19 protein-coding genes are annotated in these 16,666 nt (G+C 64.0%); 11 read left to right on the top strand and 8 right to left on the bottom strand.

Translation table 11 applies throughout. The annotated features are described in order from the left end of the window. Positions 1 to 104: 104 nt before the first annotated feature. A complete protein-coding gene (locus tag ABIB35_RS00095) occupies positions 105 to 338 on the bottom strand; it encodes a putative acetyltransferase (RefSeq protein WP_354177880.1) in 234 nt (77 codons plus the stop codon). Positions 339 to 459: 121 nt separating this feature from the next. Here ABIB35_RS00095 and fdxA point away from each other — a divergent pair, with 121 nt between their 5' ends. From fdxA to ABIB35_RS00080, 3 genes are all read left to right on the top strand, one after another. Further along, positions 460 to 786, top strand: coding sequence for a ferredoxin (gene fdxA, locus ABIB35_RS00090; protein WP_229964965.1), 327 nt, complete (start codon positions 460 to 462; stop codon positions 784 to 786). Beyond that, the gene (gene dapC, locus ABIB35_RS00085) at positions 783 to 1,937 is read left to right on the top strand and encodes a succinyldiaminopimelate transaminase (RefSeq protein ID WP_354177878.1); all 1,155 of its coding nucleotides are present in this window, start codon (positions 783 to 785) and stop codon (positions 1,935 to 1,937) included. The genes fdxA and dapC overlap by 4 nt, the downstream gene beginning before the upstream one ends. Positions 1,938 to 2,118: 181 nt before the next feature. Next, positions 2,119 to 3,411, top strand: coding sequence for a citrate synthase (locus ABIB35_RS00080; RefSeq protein ID WP_354177876.1), 1,293 nt, complete (start codon positions 2,119 to 2,121; stop codon positions 3,409 to 3,411). A gap of 97 nt (positions 3,412 to 3,508) precedes the next feature. Here the strand turns inward: ABIB35_RS00080 and galE are convergent, their stop codons facing one another. Genes galE through dapD form a run of 3 tightly spaced genes read right to left on the bottom strand, consistent with a single transcriptional unit; the run spans position 3,509 to position 6,427 of the window. Then, the gene (gene galE, locus ABIB35_RS00075) at positions 3,509 to 4,525 is read right to left on the bottom strand and encodes a UDP-glucose 4-epimerase GalE (protein WP_354177874.1); all 1,017 of its coding nucleotides are present in this window, start codon (positions 4,523 to 4,525) and stop codon (positions 3,509 to 3,511) included. Positions 4,526 to 4,561: 36 nt separating this feature from the next. Then, positions 4,562 to 5,434, bottom strand: coding sequence for a hypothetical protein (locus ABIB35_RS00070; protein WP_354177872.1), 873 nt, complete (start codon positions 5,432 to 5,434; stop codon positions 4,562 to 4,564). Positions 5,435 to 5,446: 12 nt separating this feature from the next. After that, positions 5,447 to 6,427: a 2,3,4,5-tetrahydropyridine-2,6-dicarboxylate N-succinyltransferase gene (gene dapD / locus ABIB35_RS00065; RefSeq protein ID WP_354177870.1), complete on the bottom strand. Its 981-nt coding sequence runs from the start codon at positions 6,425 to 6,427 to the stop codon at positions 5,447 to 5,449. Between the two features lie 94 nt (positions 6,428 to 6,521). Between dapD and dapE the strand changes: the two genes are divergently transcribed. Continuing rightward, entirely contained in the window at positions 6,522 to 7,613 is a 1,092-nt protein-coding gene (dapE, locus tag ABIB35_RS00060) for a succinyl-diaminopimelate desuccinylase (RefSeq protein WP_354177868.1), read from the top strand. Positions 7,614 to 7,693: 80 nt separating this feature from the next. Here dapE and ABIB35_RS00055 read toward each other — a convergent pair whose 3' ends face one another. The 4 genes from ABIB35_RS00055 to ABIB35_RS00040 form a co-directional block, all read right to left on the bottom strand. Then, entirely contained in the window at positions 7,694 to 8,569 is an 876-nt protein-coding gene (locus ABIB35_RS00055; RefSeq protein ID WP_354177866.1) for an amino acid ABC transporter permease, read from the bottom strand. After that, positions 8,566 to 9,234: an amino acid ABC transporter permease gene (locus ABIB35_RS00050; RefSeq protein WP_354177864.1), complete on the bottom strand. Its 669-nt coding sequence runs from the start codon at positions 9,232 to 9,234 to the stop codon at positions 8,566 to 8,568. Before ABIB35_RS00050 ends, ABIB35_RS00055 begins: the two co-directional genes overlap by 4 nt. 101 nt (positions 9,235 to 9,335) lie before the next feature. Continuing rightward, the gene (locus ABIB35_RS00045) at positions 9,336 to 10,181 is read right to left on the bottom strand and encodes a glutamate ABC transporter substrate-binding protein (RefSeq protein ID WP_354177862.1); all 846 of its coding nucleotides are present in this window, start codon (positions 10,179 to 10,181) and stop codon (positions 9,336 to 9,338) included. 134 nt (positions 10,182 to 10,315) lie between these two features. Further along, on the bottom strand, positions 10,316 to 11,092 hold the full coding sequence (locus ABIB35_RS00040; protein ID WP_354177860.1) for an amino acid ABC transporter ATP-binding protein: 777 nt from the start codon (positions 11,090 to 11,092) through the stop codon (positions 10,316 to 10,318). A 136-nt stretch (positions 11,093 to 11,228) separates the two neighbouring features. On the opposite strand from ABIB35_RS00040, the gene ABIB35_RS00035 reads away from it, so the two are divergent. From ABIB35_RS00035 to ABIB35_RS00005, 7 genes are all read left to right on the top strand, one after another. Continuing rightward, complete coding sequence (locus ABIB35_RS00035; protein WP_354177858.1) at positions 11,229 to 11,999, top strand: LOG family protein; 771 nt, start codon at positions 11,229 to 11,231, stop codon at positions 11,997 to 11,999. Between the two features lie 68 nt (positions 12,000 to 12,067). Continuing rightward, the gene (locus ABIB35_RS00030; protein WP_354177856.1) at positions 12,068 to 12,439 is read left to right on the top strand and encodes a DivIVA domain-containing protein; all 372 of its coding nucleotides are present in this window, start codon (positions 12,068 to 12,070) and stop codon (positions 12,437 to 12,439) included. Continuing rightward, positions 12,436 to 13,014, top strand: a complete 579-nt coding sequence (locus ABIB35_RS00025) for a DNA-3-methyladenine glycosylase I (RefSeq protein ID WP_354177854.1) — start codon at positions 12,436 to 12,438, stop codon at positions 13,012 to 13,014. The genes ABIB35_RS00030 and ABIB35_RS00025 overlap by 4 nt, the downstream gene beginning before the upstream one ends. Then, the gene (locus ABIB35_RS00020; RefSeq protein WP_354177853.1) at positions 12,974 to 14,260 is read left to right on the top strand and encodes a putative hexosyltransferase; all 1,287 of its coding nucleotides are present in this window, start codon (positions 12,974 to 12,976) and stop codon (positions 14,258 to 14,260) included. Before ABIB35_RS00025 ends, ABIB35_RS00020 begins: the two co-directional genes overlap by 41 nt. Positions 14,261 to 14,416: 156 nt before the next feature. After that, a complete protein-coding gene (locus ABIB35_RS00015) occupies positions 14,417 to 14,584 on the top strand; it encodes a DUF3117 domain-containing protein (protein WP_354177852.1) in 168 nt (55 codons plus the stop codon). Between the two features lie 12 nt (positions 14,585 to 14,596). Beyond that, entirely contained in the window at positions 14,597 to 16,270 is a 1,674-nt protein-coding gene (locus ABIB35_RS00010; RefSeq protein WP_354177851.1) for a leucyl aminopeptidase family protein, read from the top strand. Between the two features lie 193 nt (positions 16,271 to 16,463). Further along, on the top strand, positions 16,464 to 16,666 hold a 203-nt coding region (locus tag ABIB35_RS00005; RefSeq protein ID WP_354177850.1), incomplete at its 3' end, for a hypothetical protein.

Here is a 16,666-nt window from a genome sequence, read left to right as displayed (position 1 = left end):
CGCCGCGGGAAACTGCGGCGCCTGCTTTTTTGGAGCCAAGGTCCATTTGGAGCCAAGGTCCATTTGGACCCAGGGTCCACCGGCCGTCAGCTGCGAAAGGGAACTCAGCGCCGGGGTGCACGCCGTTCGGGCGGCGGCGGAACCTGCTTGGCAGCGGTGACCAGAGCATAGGGAACCGTGATGTTTCCCCGCCTACCCGCCACGGTGACGTCCTCTTCGGCAGCCGCCACCAAATAGCCCAGCACGTCGGTGAAGCCGCCCTCAATGCGGTAGCGGACCACCACGCGCGCGCCGTCGGGGAGGGCACGAAGGACGGCAGCAGGGCTCGGAACGTTCACCGTTACATGGTACTCGGGCAGGGTCCGGCTGGGAGATAATGGTCTGGGCTACTAACGTGGAACCATCACTTCGTGGATTTTTCCCGTCCGGGATAGTCCGCAGATCAGGAAGGCAAGGGACGTGACGTACGTAATTGCGCAGCCATGCGTAGATGTAAAAGACAAGGCATGTATTGAGGAATGCCCGGTGGACTGCATCTATGAAGGTGAACGCTCCCTCTACATTCACCCGGACGAGTGCGTCGACTGCGGTGCCTGTGAGCCGGTCTGCCCCGTCGAAGCCATTTACTACGAGGATGACACGCCCGAAGAATGGGCCGAGTACTACAAGGCCAACGTTGAGTTCTTTGACGATCTGGGCTCTCCCGGCGGCGCCGCCAAGATCGGCAACACGCACAAGGACCACCCGATCATTGCCGTCCTGCCTCCGCAGAACCAAGAGGCATGAGCGGCGCACCGTCCCGGACCTTCGGACTGGACCTGCCGGAGTACCCGTGGGAGGCAATGGCACCCTACGCCAAGCTGGCGTCCGAGCATCCGGACGGTGCCGTCAATCTGTCCATCGGGACACCGGTCGACCCGACTCCGGCGGTCATCCGCGAGGCCCTGTCAGCTGCAGCCAACGCTCCCGGATACCCCACTACGCACGGGACACAGTCCCTCCGCGAAGCAATTGCCGCGTGGTACGCACGCCGCCGCGGGGTTCCGGGCCTGGATCCGCAGAACATCATGCCCACCGTCGGTTCCAAGGAACTGGTGGCCTGGCTGCCGCTGCTGCTGGGACTGGGGGAGGGCGACGTCGTCGTTCGCCCCACCGTTGCCTACCCCACCTATGACATGGGGGCCGTCCTGGCCGGTGCCACTGCCGTGGCGGCGGATAGCTTGGACGAGCTCGACGACGACGTCCGTGCCCGGGTGCGGCTGGTCTGGGTTAATTCACCGGGCAATCCCACCGGGATCGTGCGGTCAGCTTCCTCACTGCGGGCCCTGGTGGATTCCGCCCGGGCTGCCGGCGCAGTGGTCGCGTCGGATGAATGCTACGCCGAACTGGGCTGGGAAGAATGGGACCCCTCCCGGGGCGGTTCGCCGGTGCCGAGTGTTCTGGATCCGGCAGTCAGCGGCGGCAGCAATGAGCTTCTCCTCTCGGTCTATTCCCTGAGCAAGCAGTCCAACATTGCCGGCTACCGGGCCGCTTTTGTAGCCGGTGACGGCGCCATCATCGCCAACCTGGTGAACAGCCGCAAGCACGCCGGCATGATTGTGCCCGCACCGGTCCAGGCAGCCATGGAGGCCGCGCTGGCAGACGACACGCATGTGGTGGAGCAGAAGGACCGCTACCGTGCCCGCCGCGAGCTGCTGGTGCCGGCGCTTGAGGCCTTTGGCCTGCGGATCCATCACTCCGAAGCGGGACTTTATCTGTGGGCAACCGCCGGTGAAGACACCTGGGCCACCGTGGAACGGCTGGCCCGGCTGGGTATTGTTTCCGGACCCGGCGTCATCTACGGAGACGCCGGTGCAGGCTTTGTTCGGATTGCGCTGACCGGCTCCGACGAGCGGGTGGCAGCTGCCGCCCGGCGGCTAAGTGCTGCCGCCTTATAACGGGTTTACCGGCAGAGCAGTATGTTTCGCTTGAACAACAACCGGTCCCACGATTAGTTGTAAAGCCTGCCGAAAGGGTAGCGTTTTGCGTAAATAGATCTAGCGGAATTGACACTATGGGCGCCCCCAATCCATGCGACGCCCGTAGCTCTGGTTTCTTCAAACTCCTGAAGGAGACTTAATGACTGAGCGTCCCAGTGCACAGCTGCACTACGGGGAAAACACCGAAGACCGCCTGGAACTTCCCCGGGTTGCGGCCGTGGAAGGCAACGAGGGCCTCGATGTCTCCAAGCTGCTGAAGCAGACCGGCACCGTCACCTATGACCCCGGCTTCATGAATACCGCCTCCACGAAGTCCGCTATTACGTATATTGACGGCGACGCCGGCATTCTGCGCTACCGCGGTTACCCGATTGAGCAGCTGGCCAAGCACTCAAGCTTCCTGGAAACGTCCTATCTCCTGATTTATGGAAACCTTCCCACTCCCGCCGAGCTGGACGATTTTGACCAGCGGATCCGCCGGCACACGCTGCTGCACGAAGACCTCAAGGGTTTCTTCGGCGGATTCCCCCGTGACGCCCACCCGATGCCGGTGCTGTCCTCGGCTGTGAGCGCCCTCTCCACCTTCTACCAGGATTCCCTGGACCCGTTCGACGAAGAGCAGGTGGAACTCTCCACCATCCGCCTGATGGCGAAGCTTCCGGTCATCGCGGCGTACGCGCACAAGAAGAGCATCGGCCAGCCCATGCTCTACCCGGACAACTCCATGAACCTCGTGGAAAACTTCATGCGGCTGAGCTTCGGATTGCCCGCCGAACCGTACGAAATCGATCCGGACCTGGTCAAGGCACTGGATCAGCTGCTGGTCCTGCATGCGGACCATGAGCAGAACTGCTCCACCTCCACTGTCCGCCTGGTGGGCAGCGCCGGCGCCAACATGTTCACCTCCGTTTCCGCCGGCATCAGCGCGCTCTCCGGACCGCTGCACGGCGGCGCCAACGAGGCCGTGCTGAACATGCTCCGGGAGATCAAGTCCACGGGCATGGCACCGGAAACCTTCATGGAGAAGGTCAAGAACAAGGAAGACGGCGTGAAGCTCATGGGCTTCGGACACCGCGTCTACAAGAACTACGATCCGCGCGCCAAGATCGTCAAGTCCACTGCCCATGACATCCTGGCCAAGCTCGGAGGCAACGACGAGCTGCTGGAAATCGCCATGCGCCTGGAAGAGAAGGCACTGGCCGATGATTACTTCATTGAGCGCAAGCTGTACCCGAACGTGGACTTCTACACCGGCCTGATCTACAAGGCCATGGGCTTCCCGGAGAAGATGTTCACGGTGCTCTTCGCCATTGGCCGCCTGCCGGGCTGGATTGCCCAGTGGCGCGAGATGATGCTGGATCCGCAGACAAAGATCGGGCGTCCGCGCCAGCTCTACATCGGCTCCGCCGAGCGCAACTACCCCACGCGCTAGGCTCGCAGCAGCAGCTGGACAGTCTTGTAGCAACAACAAAGGGCCCCCGGAAATCCGATCGGATTGTCCGGGGGCCCTTTGCTTGGTTATCAGCCCGCTAGGACGCGGCGTAGCCCTGCGGATTGTTCTTCTGCCAGCGCCAGTGGTCCTCGCACATGGCATCAAGGGTGCGGTGCGCGGACCAGCCGAGGTCCGCCAGCGCCGCTGAGGGATCGGCGTAGCTGACGGCAGCATCTCCGGGACGCCGCGGTGCGAACTCATAGGGGATCTCCTTGCCGGCGGCCTTGGAGAAGGCGGCAAGCACGTCCAGCACGGAGGAGCCGTTGCCGGTTCCCAGGTTCCAGCGGCGAACTCCCGGCTTGGTGGTGATGTAGTCCAGGGCGGCAAGGTGGCCTGCGGCGAGGTCCACCACATGGATGTAGTCGCGCACGCCGGTGCCGTCAGGGGTGGGATAGTCATTGCCGAAGACCATGACTTTGTCCCGGCGGCCCACCGCTACCTGGGCAACGAACGGCAGCAGGTTGTTGGGTACGCCCGTGGGGTCTTCGCCGATCCGGCCGGACTCATGGGCGCCCACGGGATTGAAGTAGCGCAGCAGTGCGATGTTCCAGCGGTCGTCAGCAGCGCCCAGATCGGCCAGGATGTCTTCGATCTGTTCCTTGGTGCGCCCGTAGGGGTTTACCGCATCCATGGGCATCTTCTCGATCAGCGGAACCTCTTCGCTGGCTCCGTAGACGGTGGCGGAGGAGCTGAAGACCAGCGTCCGGACATTGTGCTTGTCCATCATGCGCAACAGGTTCAGGGTGCCGCCCACGTTGTTGTGGTAGTAATACAGGGGCTTCGCCACGGATTCGCCCACGGCTTTCAGCCCGGCAAAATGGATGACGGCGTCAATACTGTGCTCGGCAAAAACGCTGTCGACAGCGCCCTCATCCAGCAGATCGGCCTGCACAAAGGCGGCCTTGCGTCCGGCGAGGTCCTGGACCCGGTTCAGGGATTCTTCGCTGGAATTGACCAGATTATCCAGGACCACAACGTCATGGCCCGCTTCCAGCAGGGCCAACGTCGTATGGGATCCGATGTATCCGGTGCCTCCGGTAACTAGTATTCGCATGCTTTCAGACTAGTGGATCCCGTGGCGATCTCCGGTTCAGGGCTGTTCAGCCACCCGGACAACGGTCAGGACCACGGCGTTTTCCGAGGCCGGAGCGGGATCCCAGGTACCGGAGGCACGCGTGAACCGGCGTTCAGCGAACGCTACGGAGTCCAGGGACAGGGAATCGGCGTTGGCAACTGACCATTGTGCCAGTGACCAGCCGTACGTGCCGGTTCCGGCAACGGTGACGCGGTCTCCTTCAACAGTGGCTTCCACAGGTCCGTAAACCGCCGTCATCGCGGCAAGAACGGCTTCCGGGCTCCCGGAGGACGACGGCGGTGCAAGGGTGCAGGTCAGCGCGGCGGGGGAGTGGCCGGTCAGTGCCGAGGCAAATGCCTTGGCCTCGGCTTCGTGATCGGCATACGCGTCAGGGAAGGCGCTGCGCTGTACCGTCTGTGCTGCCACCGTCAGCGGCAGGTCCGCGTAGTTTGGAACTTTTTCCAGGGCATCGTAGAACGCGTTTGCGGCATACGTCGGATCCATCACCTGCTCCTGAGAGCCCCATCCCTGGGACGGACGCTGCTGGAACAGCCCCCGGGAGTCCGGTCCGGCGTCGTCCCCGTAATCGAGGTTCCGCAGTCCGGACTCCTGGATAGCCGTGGCCACCGCAATCGAGGCTGCCCGCGCCGGCATTCCGCGGCGGACAGAGATTCCCGCTATCAGGGCGGCCGTTTCGGTCCGCCCGGGAGTCAAATGATAGGAGACACCGTCCGCTGTTGCCGTGCAGGCCGCCGGCTCCGGCCTCTTCTCCTCCGAATCGCTGAGCACGGACACCGCATACACGGTGACCGCCACAAGGAAGAGGACCACCAGCGCCAGCACCGGGATGAACCCGGTGCTGCGCCGGAAGCCTGAGGTCGGAGGCACGGGCCGCTGCTCCTAGTTGGCGTGCAGGGCGGCGTTGAGCTCTACGCTGGCGCCACTGCGGGCGAGGGCTTCCACCGCCCCAGTGGTCGAGTTACGGCGGAAAAGCAGGTTCGGCACACCGGAAAGCTCCACTGCCTTGAGAACCTGCGGTTCCGCACCGGGAACCAGCACGGACACCCGGGTGCCGGCCGTCACGTAGAGGCCCGCCTCCACCACTGATTCGTCGCCGATGCTGATTCCCACCCCGGAGTTGGCGCCCAGCAGGACCCGCTCGCCGAGGGAAATCTTTTCCCGGCCGCCGCCGGAGAGGGTGCCCATAATGGAGGCGCCGCCGCCCACATCGGTGCCGTTGCCCACCACCACTCCGGCAGAGATACGGCCTTCCACCATGGAGACTCCCAAAGTACCGGCGTTGAAGTTCACGAAACCCTCGTGCATGACCGTGGTTCCCTCGGCGAGATGGGCGCCCAGGCGGACCCGGCCGGCGTCGGCGATCCTCACACCGGAGGGAAGAACATAGTCGGTCATCCGCGGGAACTTGTCCACGCCGAACACGGTCACCGGGCCGCGGGCGCGCAGCCGCAGACGGACAGCTTCGAAATCCTCCACGGCGCACGGCCCGAAGTTGGTCCAGACCACGTTGGGCAGCTTGCCGAAGATTCCGTCCAGGTTCAGCGTGTTCGGAGCGGCGAGGCGGGTGGAGAGCAGGTGCAGGCGCAGGTAAGCATCGGCAGTGTCAGCCGGCGCGGCGTCAAGGTCGATCTCGGTACGGAGGATCTCGCCGTGCGTGCCGCGCTCGGCGTCGGCCATGGCGGCTGCTGCGGCTTCCAGCTCCGCAGCGAGGGAGTTGGCGGCGGATGAACCGGCTTCGTCGCGGGCGTCAAGCAGGGGCCGCGGAAACCAGACATCCAGCACCGTGCCGTTACTGGTGATGGTGGCCAGGCCCAGGCCGGAGGCAATGCGGGCGGTCGGGGAGGAGGAGGGTGAAGTCATGGCCTAAGTCTACCGATGCGCCGACTCCGGCACCGGCGGTGTCGGTGTTGGATCGCTTCCCCGGCGGGTGCCCGGACCTCGGTAGGCTGGAAACATGATGAAATCCACCTTCCGGACCCTGGACCTTACCCGCGACGTTGCCTTGCTGACCGCCGACCTCATGGACATTGAAAGCGTGTCCGGCAACGAGACGGAGCTGGCGGACGCCGTTGAAGCTGCGCTGCGCGCACTCCCGCATCTGGAGGTTGTGCGCGACGGCGACTCCGTCATGGCGCGCACGTCACTGGGCCGGGCCGAACGGGTCATCCTTGCCGGGCACCTGGACACCGTGCCGCTGCCCACAGTCCCCGGCTCGCGCGGAACAGTTCCCTCTTCCTGGGAGGGCGAAGTGTTGTACGGGCGCGGGGCCACGGACATGAAGGGCGGGGTAGCCGTGCAGCTGGTGCTGGCTGCCGCACTGGCCGAGCCGTCACGGGACGTCACCTACGTGTTTTACGACCACGAGGAAGTCGAGGCCTCACTATCCGGGCTGGGCCGGCTGCAGGAAAGCTATCCGCAGTGGCTGGAGGCAGACTTTGCCGTACTGCTGGAACCGACCAACGGCACGGTGGAAGGCGGCTGCAACGGAACCATGCGCTTTCACGCCACTACGGCCGGCAAAGCCGCACACTCAGCCCGGGCCTGGATGGGGGAGAACGCCATCCATGCGGCCGCGGAAATCCTTACCCGGCTGCGCGACCACGAGCCGGCCACGGTTTCAGTGGAGGGCCTGGACTACCGGGAATCACTGAATGCCGTGAAGATCTGGGGCGGGACCGCCGGCAACGTGATTCCGGATGCCGCCACGGTGGAAATCAACTACCGCTTCGCTCCGGACAAGTCGGTGGAAGAAGCCGACGCCTATGTCCGGAACCTGCTCTCCGGCTTTGACCTGGTCCGCACCGACGCGGCAGCCGGCGCCCGTCCCGGACTGGACCAGCCCGCGGCGGCGAGCTTTGTCGCCGTCGTCGGCGAGGAACCCAAGCCCAAGTACGGGTGGACCGACGTTGCCCGGTTCAGTGCCCTGGGGATTCCGGCCGTGAACTTTGGCCCCGGCGACGCGCTGCTGGCGCATACCGACAACGAGCACGTGCACGCCAACGCCGTCCGGGCCTGCCTGACCGCGCTGCGGACCTGGCTCAGCTAACGCAGGCACGTAGGCAAACAAACAAGTGAAGGGGAGAGCCGGCAGCGCCGGTTCTCCCCTTCACCCGTGTTGAGGTGCTGCTATTTCACCGGAGCGGCGACGCCTTCCGGATCAACGGCGTCCTCTTGGTCCAGGAGCTTGCCGGACCGGGCACCGAGCAGGCGGGAGAGCCGCTGTGCAGTGAAAGTCAGGAGCATATTGATCACAATGAAGATTGCTGCCGCCACCAGGAGGGACGGCAGCATATTGCCGTCGCCTGCTCCCAGGCGCTGAGCGTTGGCCAGCAAATCGGAGTAGCCGATGATGTAGCCCAGAGCCGAGTCCTTGAGGATCACCACAAACTGGCCGAGCAGCGCCGGCAGCATGGCCACCAGCGCCTGCGGGATTTCGATGCTGCGCAGGGACTGTCCGGGGGTAAGCCCGATCGCCAGTCCCGCTTCGCGCTGCCCCTTGGGCAGGCCGAAAACCCCAGAGCGCACCAGCTCGGCAATCACCGAGCCGTTGTAAAGGGTCAGCGCCACCACCACGGCGTAGAACGGAGCGTCAGCAGCCTCCATCGGGGTGGACTTGGCGAAGAACTGGTACAGGAAGATCATCATCAGCAGCACCGGAACGGCACGCAGGAACTCCACGACGACGTCGCATACCCGCCGAATCGGGGCCAGCCCGGACAACCGGCCAAAGCCAAAGATGAGGCCAAAGGCGATGGAGGTGACGACGGCGACTCCGGCGGCTTTCAGCGTCTGCAGCAGCCCGGGAAGCAGCGTGTAGCGCCAGGTGGACCACTCAGCAAACGGGGTCCACTTGGCTGCCTCAAACTGGTCCTTTTCGGCCAGGCCGTTGATAAGGAGTCCCAGGATGGCCAGCACGAACAGTGCGCCAAGGATGTTGAAAACCAGGATCCGGCGTCGCGCTTTGGGCCCGGGGACGTCAAACAGGACTGCCTGCGTGCTCATCGGCTAACCGCCAGTTTCTTTGAAGCCCACGTGGTGAGCAGGCCGATGGGAATGACAAGCACAACGAATCCGAGCGCAAAGACCAGGAAGATCTGAGTCATGACATCGGGCCGGAATTCGATCAGTGTCTTCATCAGTCCGGAAGCCTCAGCCACGCCCGCGGCAGCGGCCACCGTGGTGTTCTTCACCAGGGCAATCACAACGTTTCCCAGCGGCACCACGGCGCCGCGGAAGGCCTGCGGAAGGATAATCAGCCAGGCTGCGGGCACAAAGGACAGACCGATGGACCGGGCTGCTTCGGCCTGTCCCAGCGGCACGGTGTTCACGCCGCTGCGGATGGCTTCGCAGACAAAGGCAGCGTGGTAGACACTCAGGGAAAGTACCGCAAGCAGGAAGAAGTTCAGCTTGAAATCTGAGCTGAGGTTGATCTGCAGCTGGCCCCACAGAGCCAGGACGGAGAACACCATGATGATGGTCAGCGGCGTGTTGCGGAAGATGTTGACGTACGCGGTCCCAAACCAGCGCAGGCTGGCGATAGGGGAAATCCGCATGACGGCGAGGAGTGTTCCGAGCACCAGAGATGCCAGGCCGGCCCAGAACGCGAGCTGGATGTTGACCCAGAATGCGGCGGGGACATCCTCGAAGAGGGCGAAGAAATCACCCATGTTGTACCTCTTCTATGGTGAAAGAACCGGTGCATGCGCAGGAAGGGACCTTCCTGCGCATGCACTATGGGTGCGGGGCCGGTGCGGCCCCGGGGCCGCGGTTAGGCGCAGGCTTCGGGCTCCGGCGGGTTGACGGACTCGTCGAACTGGTAGTCGGCGCCTTCGGTGTTGGTCTTGATGGCTTCGGCCCAGGACCCGTCCTCGACCATCTTGCGGATGGCCGTGTTGATGGCCTCGCACTGGGTGCTGTCCTTGGAGATGCCCACGCCGTACTTCTCTTCGGAGAACGGGTTGCCCACCACCTTGAACTTGCCTGCATTGGCGTCCGTGGAAGCCAGGCCGGCGAGGATGATGTCGTCAGTGGTGACGGCATCGATCTGACCGCCCTGCATGGCGGTCACGCAGTTGGCGTAGCCGCCCTGCTCCAGCAGATTCACGTCCGAGGCCAGGGTGTCCTTGACCTTCTGGGCGGAGGTGGAACCGGTGACGGAGCACAGGTTCTTCCCGTTCAGGTCCTCGGGGCCGGTGATGTCTGTGTTGTCGGCGTTGACCAGCAGGTCCTGTCCGGCAACAAAGTACGGTCCGGCGAAGGCAACGCGCTCCTTGCGGGCGTCAGTGATGGAGTACGTCGCGAAGATCATGTCCACTTCGCCGTTCTCCAGCACGTTCTCGCGCTGTGCGGAGGGGGTTTCCTTCCACTCGATCTGGTCCTCGGAGTAGCCCAGTTCGTTGGCAACATACTTGGCCACGTCCACGTCGAAGCCGGTGTAGTCGTTGCCGTCCTTGAAACCCAGGCCGGGCTGGTCGAACTTGATGCCGACGGTGATTTTCTCTCCATCACCGGTTGCGCCGCTTCCGGCCTCGTCGCCGGAGTCGCCTCCGCAGGCGGATAGGGTCAGTGCTGCGGCAGCGGCAAATGCCACTGCGGCGTAACGGGTCTTGCGCATGTTTTCTCCTTGCATAGCGGCTTCCCGGACGGGTTGGCCTTGCTTCAAGGGGTTGCCCCCAACTGGTGAATCTGGTGAAAGTGGAACGCTTGAAGGCTGCCGCGGCAGTGAGGCCGGCAGCGTGGACGCCGCAGCTAGTGGGCGAGGATCTTGCCCAGGAAGTCCTTGGCGCGGCGGCTCTTGGGATGGGTGAAGAATTCTTCCGGCGTGGCTTCTTCGACGATCTGGCCGTCAGCCATGAACACCACGCGGTCCGCTGCCTTGCGGGCGAAGCCCATTTCGTGGGTGACCACGATCATGGTCATGCCCTCCTTGGCCAGGGACACCATGGTGTCCAGCACCTCGTTGATCATTTCCGGGTCAAGCGCCGAGGTGGGTTCGTCGAAAAGCATGACCTTGGGCTTCATGGCCAGCGCCCGGGCAATGGCCACCCGCTGCTGCTGCCCGCCGGAGAGCTGGGCCGGAAGCTTGTTGGCCTGGTTGGCGACGCCCACCCGGTCCAGCAGTTCCATGGAGAGCTTCTTTGCTTCGGCGCTCTTCATGCCCTTGACCTTGACCGGTCCGAGGGACACGTTGTCAAGGATCGATTTGTGGGCGAACAGGTTGAAGGACTGGAACACCATGCCGACGTCGGCGCGGAGCTTCGCCAGTGCCTTCCCCTCTGCGGGCAGCACCTTTCCATCGATGGCGATCTCGCCGTCGTCGATCGTCTCAAGACGGTTGATGGCACGGCAGAGTGTCGACTTTCCGGAACCGGAGGGGCCAATCACCACCACCACCTCGCCACGGGCAACCTCAAGGTTGATGTCCTTCAGGACGTGCAGGTCGCCAAAGTGCTTGTTGACGTTCTTGAGAGAGACAAGAGGTGCAGCAGAATCAGGCGTTGCGCCTTCGGAAGTGTCGCGGGTCATAAGGAAAAGATAGCCAATGATTGTGTCGGAAATGTGTCACACTCCACAAATCGCCGCTAATCGTGACTCAAGAGCAACCAAACGGGGCGGGTAATGCGTGTGAGACCGGAGCCATACATGTGGCTACCCTTGAATCATGGAAATCAGCGACAACACCTCCCGGGCCCGCCCGGGCAGCCCCCGTAAGCGCGGACCCGTGGAACTTCGCAGGGCGCAGGCTCGAGTGCTGCAGTCTGACCGCTACTTGCTCGACTCACAGGACCAGACGCACTTTACGCATACCGACCCGTGGCGGGTGCTGCGCATCCAGAGCGAGTTCGTAGAGGGATTCGGCACGCTGTCGGAGCTGGGCCCGGCGGTCAGTGTCTTCGGTTCCTCCCGTAGCCTGCCCGGCTCCCCGTATTACAAGCTCGGCGAAGAAGTGGGGCGGCTGCTGGCGGAGGAGGGTCTCGCTGTCATCACCGGCGGCGGTCCGGGTGCCATGGAGGCCGCGAACAGGGGTGCGGTCGAGGCAGAGGGACTTTCCGTGGGCCTGGGCATTGAGCTTCCCTTTGAGACAGGGCTAAACGACTGGGTGGACCTGGGCATCAACTTCCGCTACTTCTTTGTGCGGAAGACCATGTTCGTCAAGTATGCCCAGGGGTTCATTGTCCTGCCGGGAGGGTTCGGAACTATGGACGAGCTGTTTGAGGCCATGACACTGGTCCAAACGCAGAAGGTCACCTCCTTCCCGATTGTCCTGATCGGCACGGACTTCTGGGGTCCCCTGATGGACTGGATCAAGGGCACGCTGCTGGCGGAGGGCATGATCTCGGCCAAGGACCTGGCCCTGATCCACATTGTGGACGACCCGGCTGAAGCCGTTGAACTCATGATCAGCGACAGTGCCGGACACGTCTCGCCGTAGCGCTCGCCGTTCTCCCGGGGGTGGTAGGAAATCCGGAAAGGGCCGCCCCCGTCTGGCACGATGGTCCTGTGACAACCTTTTTGGTCTTCGTAGCCGTTCTCGCCGCAGGGGGCGTGGCCCTTGCAGCCGTGGGACTTCCACGCTCGCACCCTGCCCCACCCGCAGCAGGAGCGCCCGCAGCCGGGCCAGCCGCAGTCAACGGCGCATCCTCATTGGTGGAACCTGACCCGCGGCTGCCGCCGGTCCTGCTGCCCGAGAATGTGCAGCCCTCGGACATCGGGAAGCTGAGGTTCTCTGTGGGACTGCGGGGCTACCGGATGGATCAGGTTGACGCGGTCCTGGCCCGGCTGGAATCCGCACTCGCCGAGCGGGATGCCGCCCTCGCTGCAGCCAGGCAGCCCCCGGGTAAGACTCCGGAGGACCCCGGGGCACCTTCATGAGCACCGTGGCAGGTGCTGACGGACTGCTGCGCTGCCCTTGGGCCGTGGCCAGTGCCGACTACCAGCAGTACCACGATGAGGAATGGGGCCGGCCGGTCACCGGTGAAGCGGCTTTGTTTGAACGCCTGAGCCTGGAAGCCTTCCAATCCGGCCTGAGCTGGATCACGATCCTGCGCAAGCGGCCGGCGTTCCGGCTGGCATTTGCAGGCTTTGATCCCGCCGCGGTTGCCCGGTTTACCGATGCAGACCGGGAGCGGTTGATGGCTGACGCGGGCATTGTCCGCAACCGCGCCAAGATCGACGCCGTCATCGCCAATGCGCGTGCCCTGTTGGACCTGCGCGACGGTGAATCCCTGGAAGCGCTGCTGCTGGCGCACCGGCCCGACCCGTCACGGCCGGCGCCGCGGAGCATTTCCGAGGTTCCCGCCAGCACGGCGGAATCCATGGCTCTGGCTAAGGCGCTGAAGAAGCGCGGCTTCCGTTTTGTGGGACCGACAACCGCCTACGCCATGCTGCAGGCCACCGGGTACGTCAATGACCATTTGGAAAGCTGCTGGGTGCGCCATGGCGGGTAACGCGGCTCCGGAACGGGACATCCGTCCGCCGTCGGGGATTAACGCAGCGCTGGGACGAGCAGCGGGGCAGGTGGCCTCCGTCTGCCGCCGCTGGCCGTGGTACGTGCAGGTCCTGGCTGTGTGGGCCCTTGCCCGCATCTTCTCGTTTGCCGTCTTTGTGGCCGTGGCCGCCCAGCAGGGGCTGAACCCCTGGGGGTGGGAGGGAACGCCGTCGTACCTGCAGTTCATTGGCGCCTGGGACAGCGAGTGGTACCAGCGTATTTTCTCCGACGGGTACCCCTCTGCGATCCCGCGCGATGAAACCGGACGTGCGCAGGAGAACCCCTGGGCGTTCTACGCGCTCTTCCCGGGTGTTGTGCGGGTGCTCGCGGCTGTGACGGGTCTGGGCTGGGAAGTCCTCGCACCGCTGGTGGCCACCGCGGCAGGCTTTGGAGCGGCGCTGATGGTGTATCGCCTTTTCGCGCTCCGTGCCTCCTCTGGAACGGCACTGTGGGGCGTCGTGTTCCTGGCTGTGAGCCCGGTGTCGCCTGTTCTGCAGGTGCCGTATGCCGAGTCGCTGAATCTGCTGCTGCTGGCTGCGTCGCTGTACCTGCTGATAACCTGCCGGTACCTGCTGGCCGTGCCGGTGGTGCTCGTGATGTGCCTCTCCCGACCTGTGGGCGTGGCCTTTGCCCTCATGATGGGAATCCTTTTCCTGCGGCGCTGGGCGCTGCGAAGGCAGGAAGCCTTCCCTCGGCCCGAAGCGGTGCAGATGGCAGTCCTGACAGCTGCTTCCGGGGTGGGAGCGCTGACCTGGCCCGCGCTGGCATGGGCCTACACCGGGGACCTCCGGGCCTACACCGACACGGAGACTGCCTGGCGCGGAGACACTCTGCTTGTCTTCAATCCGTGGTTTGTCGAGGCGGAACGGTTGTTCGGCCCCGTGATGGGTCCGGCGGCGCTGATTGCCCTGGTGGCCCTTGTGGTTATCTGCCTCCTATCCGAACCGGTGCGCAGACTCGGAGTGGAAATGCAGGTGTGGTGTGCGGCTTATGCAATGTACCTGTTTGCCTTCCTGAATCCGCTAACCAGCACCTTCCGCCTGTTGTTGCCGCTGTTCCCGCTCGGCTTGGCGCTGGCGGCCCTGAGCAGCTCCCGTGCCTACCGCCCAGCAGTGGCGCTGGGGTTCCTTGTGCTGCAGATTGTTTGGGTTGCGTGGCTCTGGAGATGGACTCCGCTTCCCGGCGGAGGTGATTATCCACCCTGATCCTGTGGCGGGGAACACACGAAATTTCGTTTGCGTCACCATTGTGCGGAATAATGAAGGGCAATTGCCGCCGGAGCAGCTTTCAAGGCCGTGCGACAGAGGATTACATGTGACTGGGGGATCGCCCACAGCGCACTGTGAAAGGGGAACTGGAACATGGCTGCCATGAAACCGCGTACAGGGGATGGACCTATGGAAGTCACCAAGGAAGGGCGAAGCCTTATCCTGCGGGTGCCGATTGACGGCGGCGGACGTTTGGTTGTTGAGCTGAACGCCGAGGAAGCGGGCATGCTCAAGGATTGCCTTCTGGGCGTCACGAGCTAGGAAATAAACCCCATGCAGCGAGCTCCCAGAGGATCATCCAAGCCCGCCCCGTCCAGCGGGGAGGCCACCGGAACCGCACTGCCGGACCCAGCCATGACGGCTGTGTCCGCAGTGGAGCAACTGCATGCACGGACCGGCGCCCCCACCGCCGGCACCGGGTTGCAGCCCTCACCTGAAGAAGGAGTCGACGTTTTGGCCGTGGCCATGGCGGCGGCCCCGGAAACGTCTGTCCGGGCGGATACCGAGGACGCGCTGCATCCCACCCCGCAGCCCCGCCGGGGTGCCGTTGAGACGGCGCTTTGGTACTCAGTGGACGTGGCTGCCCGCGCGGCCACTGCGGGAATTACCGGCAAAGCCGGTGAAACGCTGTTGGTGGAGCCTCCGTCGGGCAAAACCGGGCAGCTGCCCGCCAAACTTATTTATGTGGGCGTGGGCGATGAGTCCGTCCAGGGCATGCGCCGCGCGGGAGCAGCGCTTGCCCGCGCTACCAAAGGTGCCCGCCGAATACGCGCGGCAGTGGTTGACGGGCTGGCCCCCGACGCACAGCAGGCCTTCCTTGAAGGTTTCTTCTTGGGGGGATACCGTGCTCCTCGACAAGGCGTAACACCAGCCGGCCCCCTCGTGGCAAGCGAAATGGAACTCACCGGGCTGGATCCCGAGGCGCTGCGACTGGCACAAATCACCGCCCGGGCCGTCCTGCTCGCGCGGGACCTGACGAACCTCCCGCCAGACATTGCCACTCCGGAGTGGATGGCCGCACAAAGCCGTGTAGTCGCCGATCGTGCCGGCCTTCGCCTTTCCGTACTGGACGAGACCGAACTTCTGCGGCAGGGATTCGGCGGCCTGCTGGCCGTGGGCTCCGGGGCAGCCAATCCGCCGCGTCTGGTGCAGATCTCCTATGTACCTGCCGGGGACGACGCGACTGGCGGAGAACATATTGTCCTTGCGGGCAAGGGCATCACTTTTGATTCCGGCGGCATCTCGCTGAAGCCGCGTGAGGCCATGATGAGCATGAAGATGGACATGGCCGGTGCGGCCGTGGTCCTGGCCGCCGTCGAGGCTGCTGCCGCGCTGGAGATCCCGCACCGCGTTACCGGCGTTCTTGCCCTGGCGGAAAACGCCATTGGTGCGTCCGCTTACCGGCCCGGTGACGTTGTGAGGACGTATGACGGCACCACTGTGGAGATCGGCAACACTGACGCCGAGGGCAGGATGGTCCTTGCTGACGCACTTGCCTACGCCGTCGCGGAGCTTTCGCCTGATGTGCTGGTGGACATTGCCACCCTGACCGGAGCGGCAGCGGTGGGCCTGGGACAACAGTATGGTGCGGTCTTCTCCAATGCGCCGGAGCTGCTCAGTGTCCTGGAAAAGGCCGGCAACACTTCAGGAGACCGCATCTGGCCGCTGCCGCTGGTCCATGAGTACGAGTTCGCACTGACCTCGGATACGGCCGACCTGGCGCATGTGGCACCCCCCGCGCTCAAGTTTGGAGCCGGTGCAATTGTGGCCGCGCTCTTCCTGGAGAAGTTTGTGGGCGGTGTTCCGTGGGTACATCTGGATATCGCCGGGCCCATGCGTGCCAGTTCGGATCGTCATGAGATTACTAAGGGCGCCACGGGGTTCGGAACACGGCTGCTCATCAGTTTCCTTCGGGATCGGTCTGCGCCCCAGCCACCTGCGGAGTAGTTAGTTGCCCTGCTCGTACGGTTGCGCCGTGCCAAAATACAGGTGCTGCGACCGTTGCTGGGTTTTCGCCGGTACGAGTAATTCGGCACGTGTAATTAAGCCACTTGACCATGGCAAATACGAGTAATTGGACGCAGATGTCCGGTAACTGGATACCTCAAATTGTCTGGTTTCCGACACTAAAATAGAAGGTATGTACTACTTCCCGGCCGTCAAGGACGGCAGCAATGCTCCCACCGGCCCCATTGGTGTTTCCAGCCCAAACGGCGCTGAGGGGGCTGCCTTGGGTGACCCGTTGGAGGCTTTGGAGGCTGCGGAGCGGGTGCGGTTGATTGATGAGATTCGGTTGTTGGAGGAGCTGAAGTGTGCGGTGGCGGCGGCGCAGGCGTGTGCTGC

The sequence above is a fragment of the Arthrobacter sp. UYP6 genome (assembly GCF_040547315.1).
GTDB lineage: Bacteria > Actinomycetota > Actinomycetes > Actinomycetales > Micrococcaceae > Arthrobacter_B.
The sequence above is the reverse complement of the archived record's forward strand: the minus strand, read 5'-3'. Positions and strand labels throughout refer to the sequence as shown.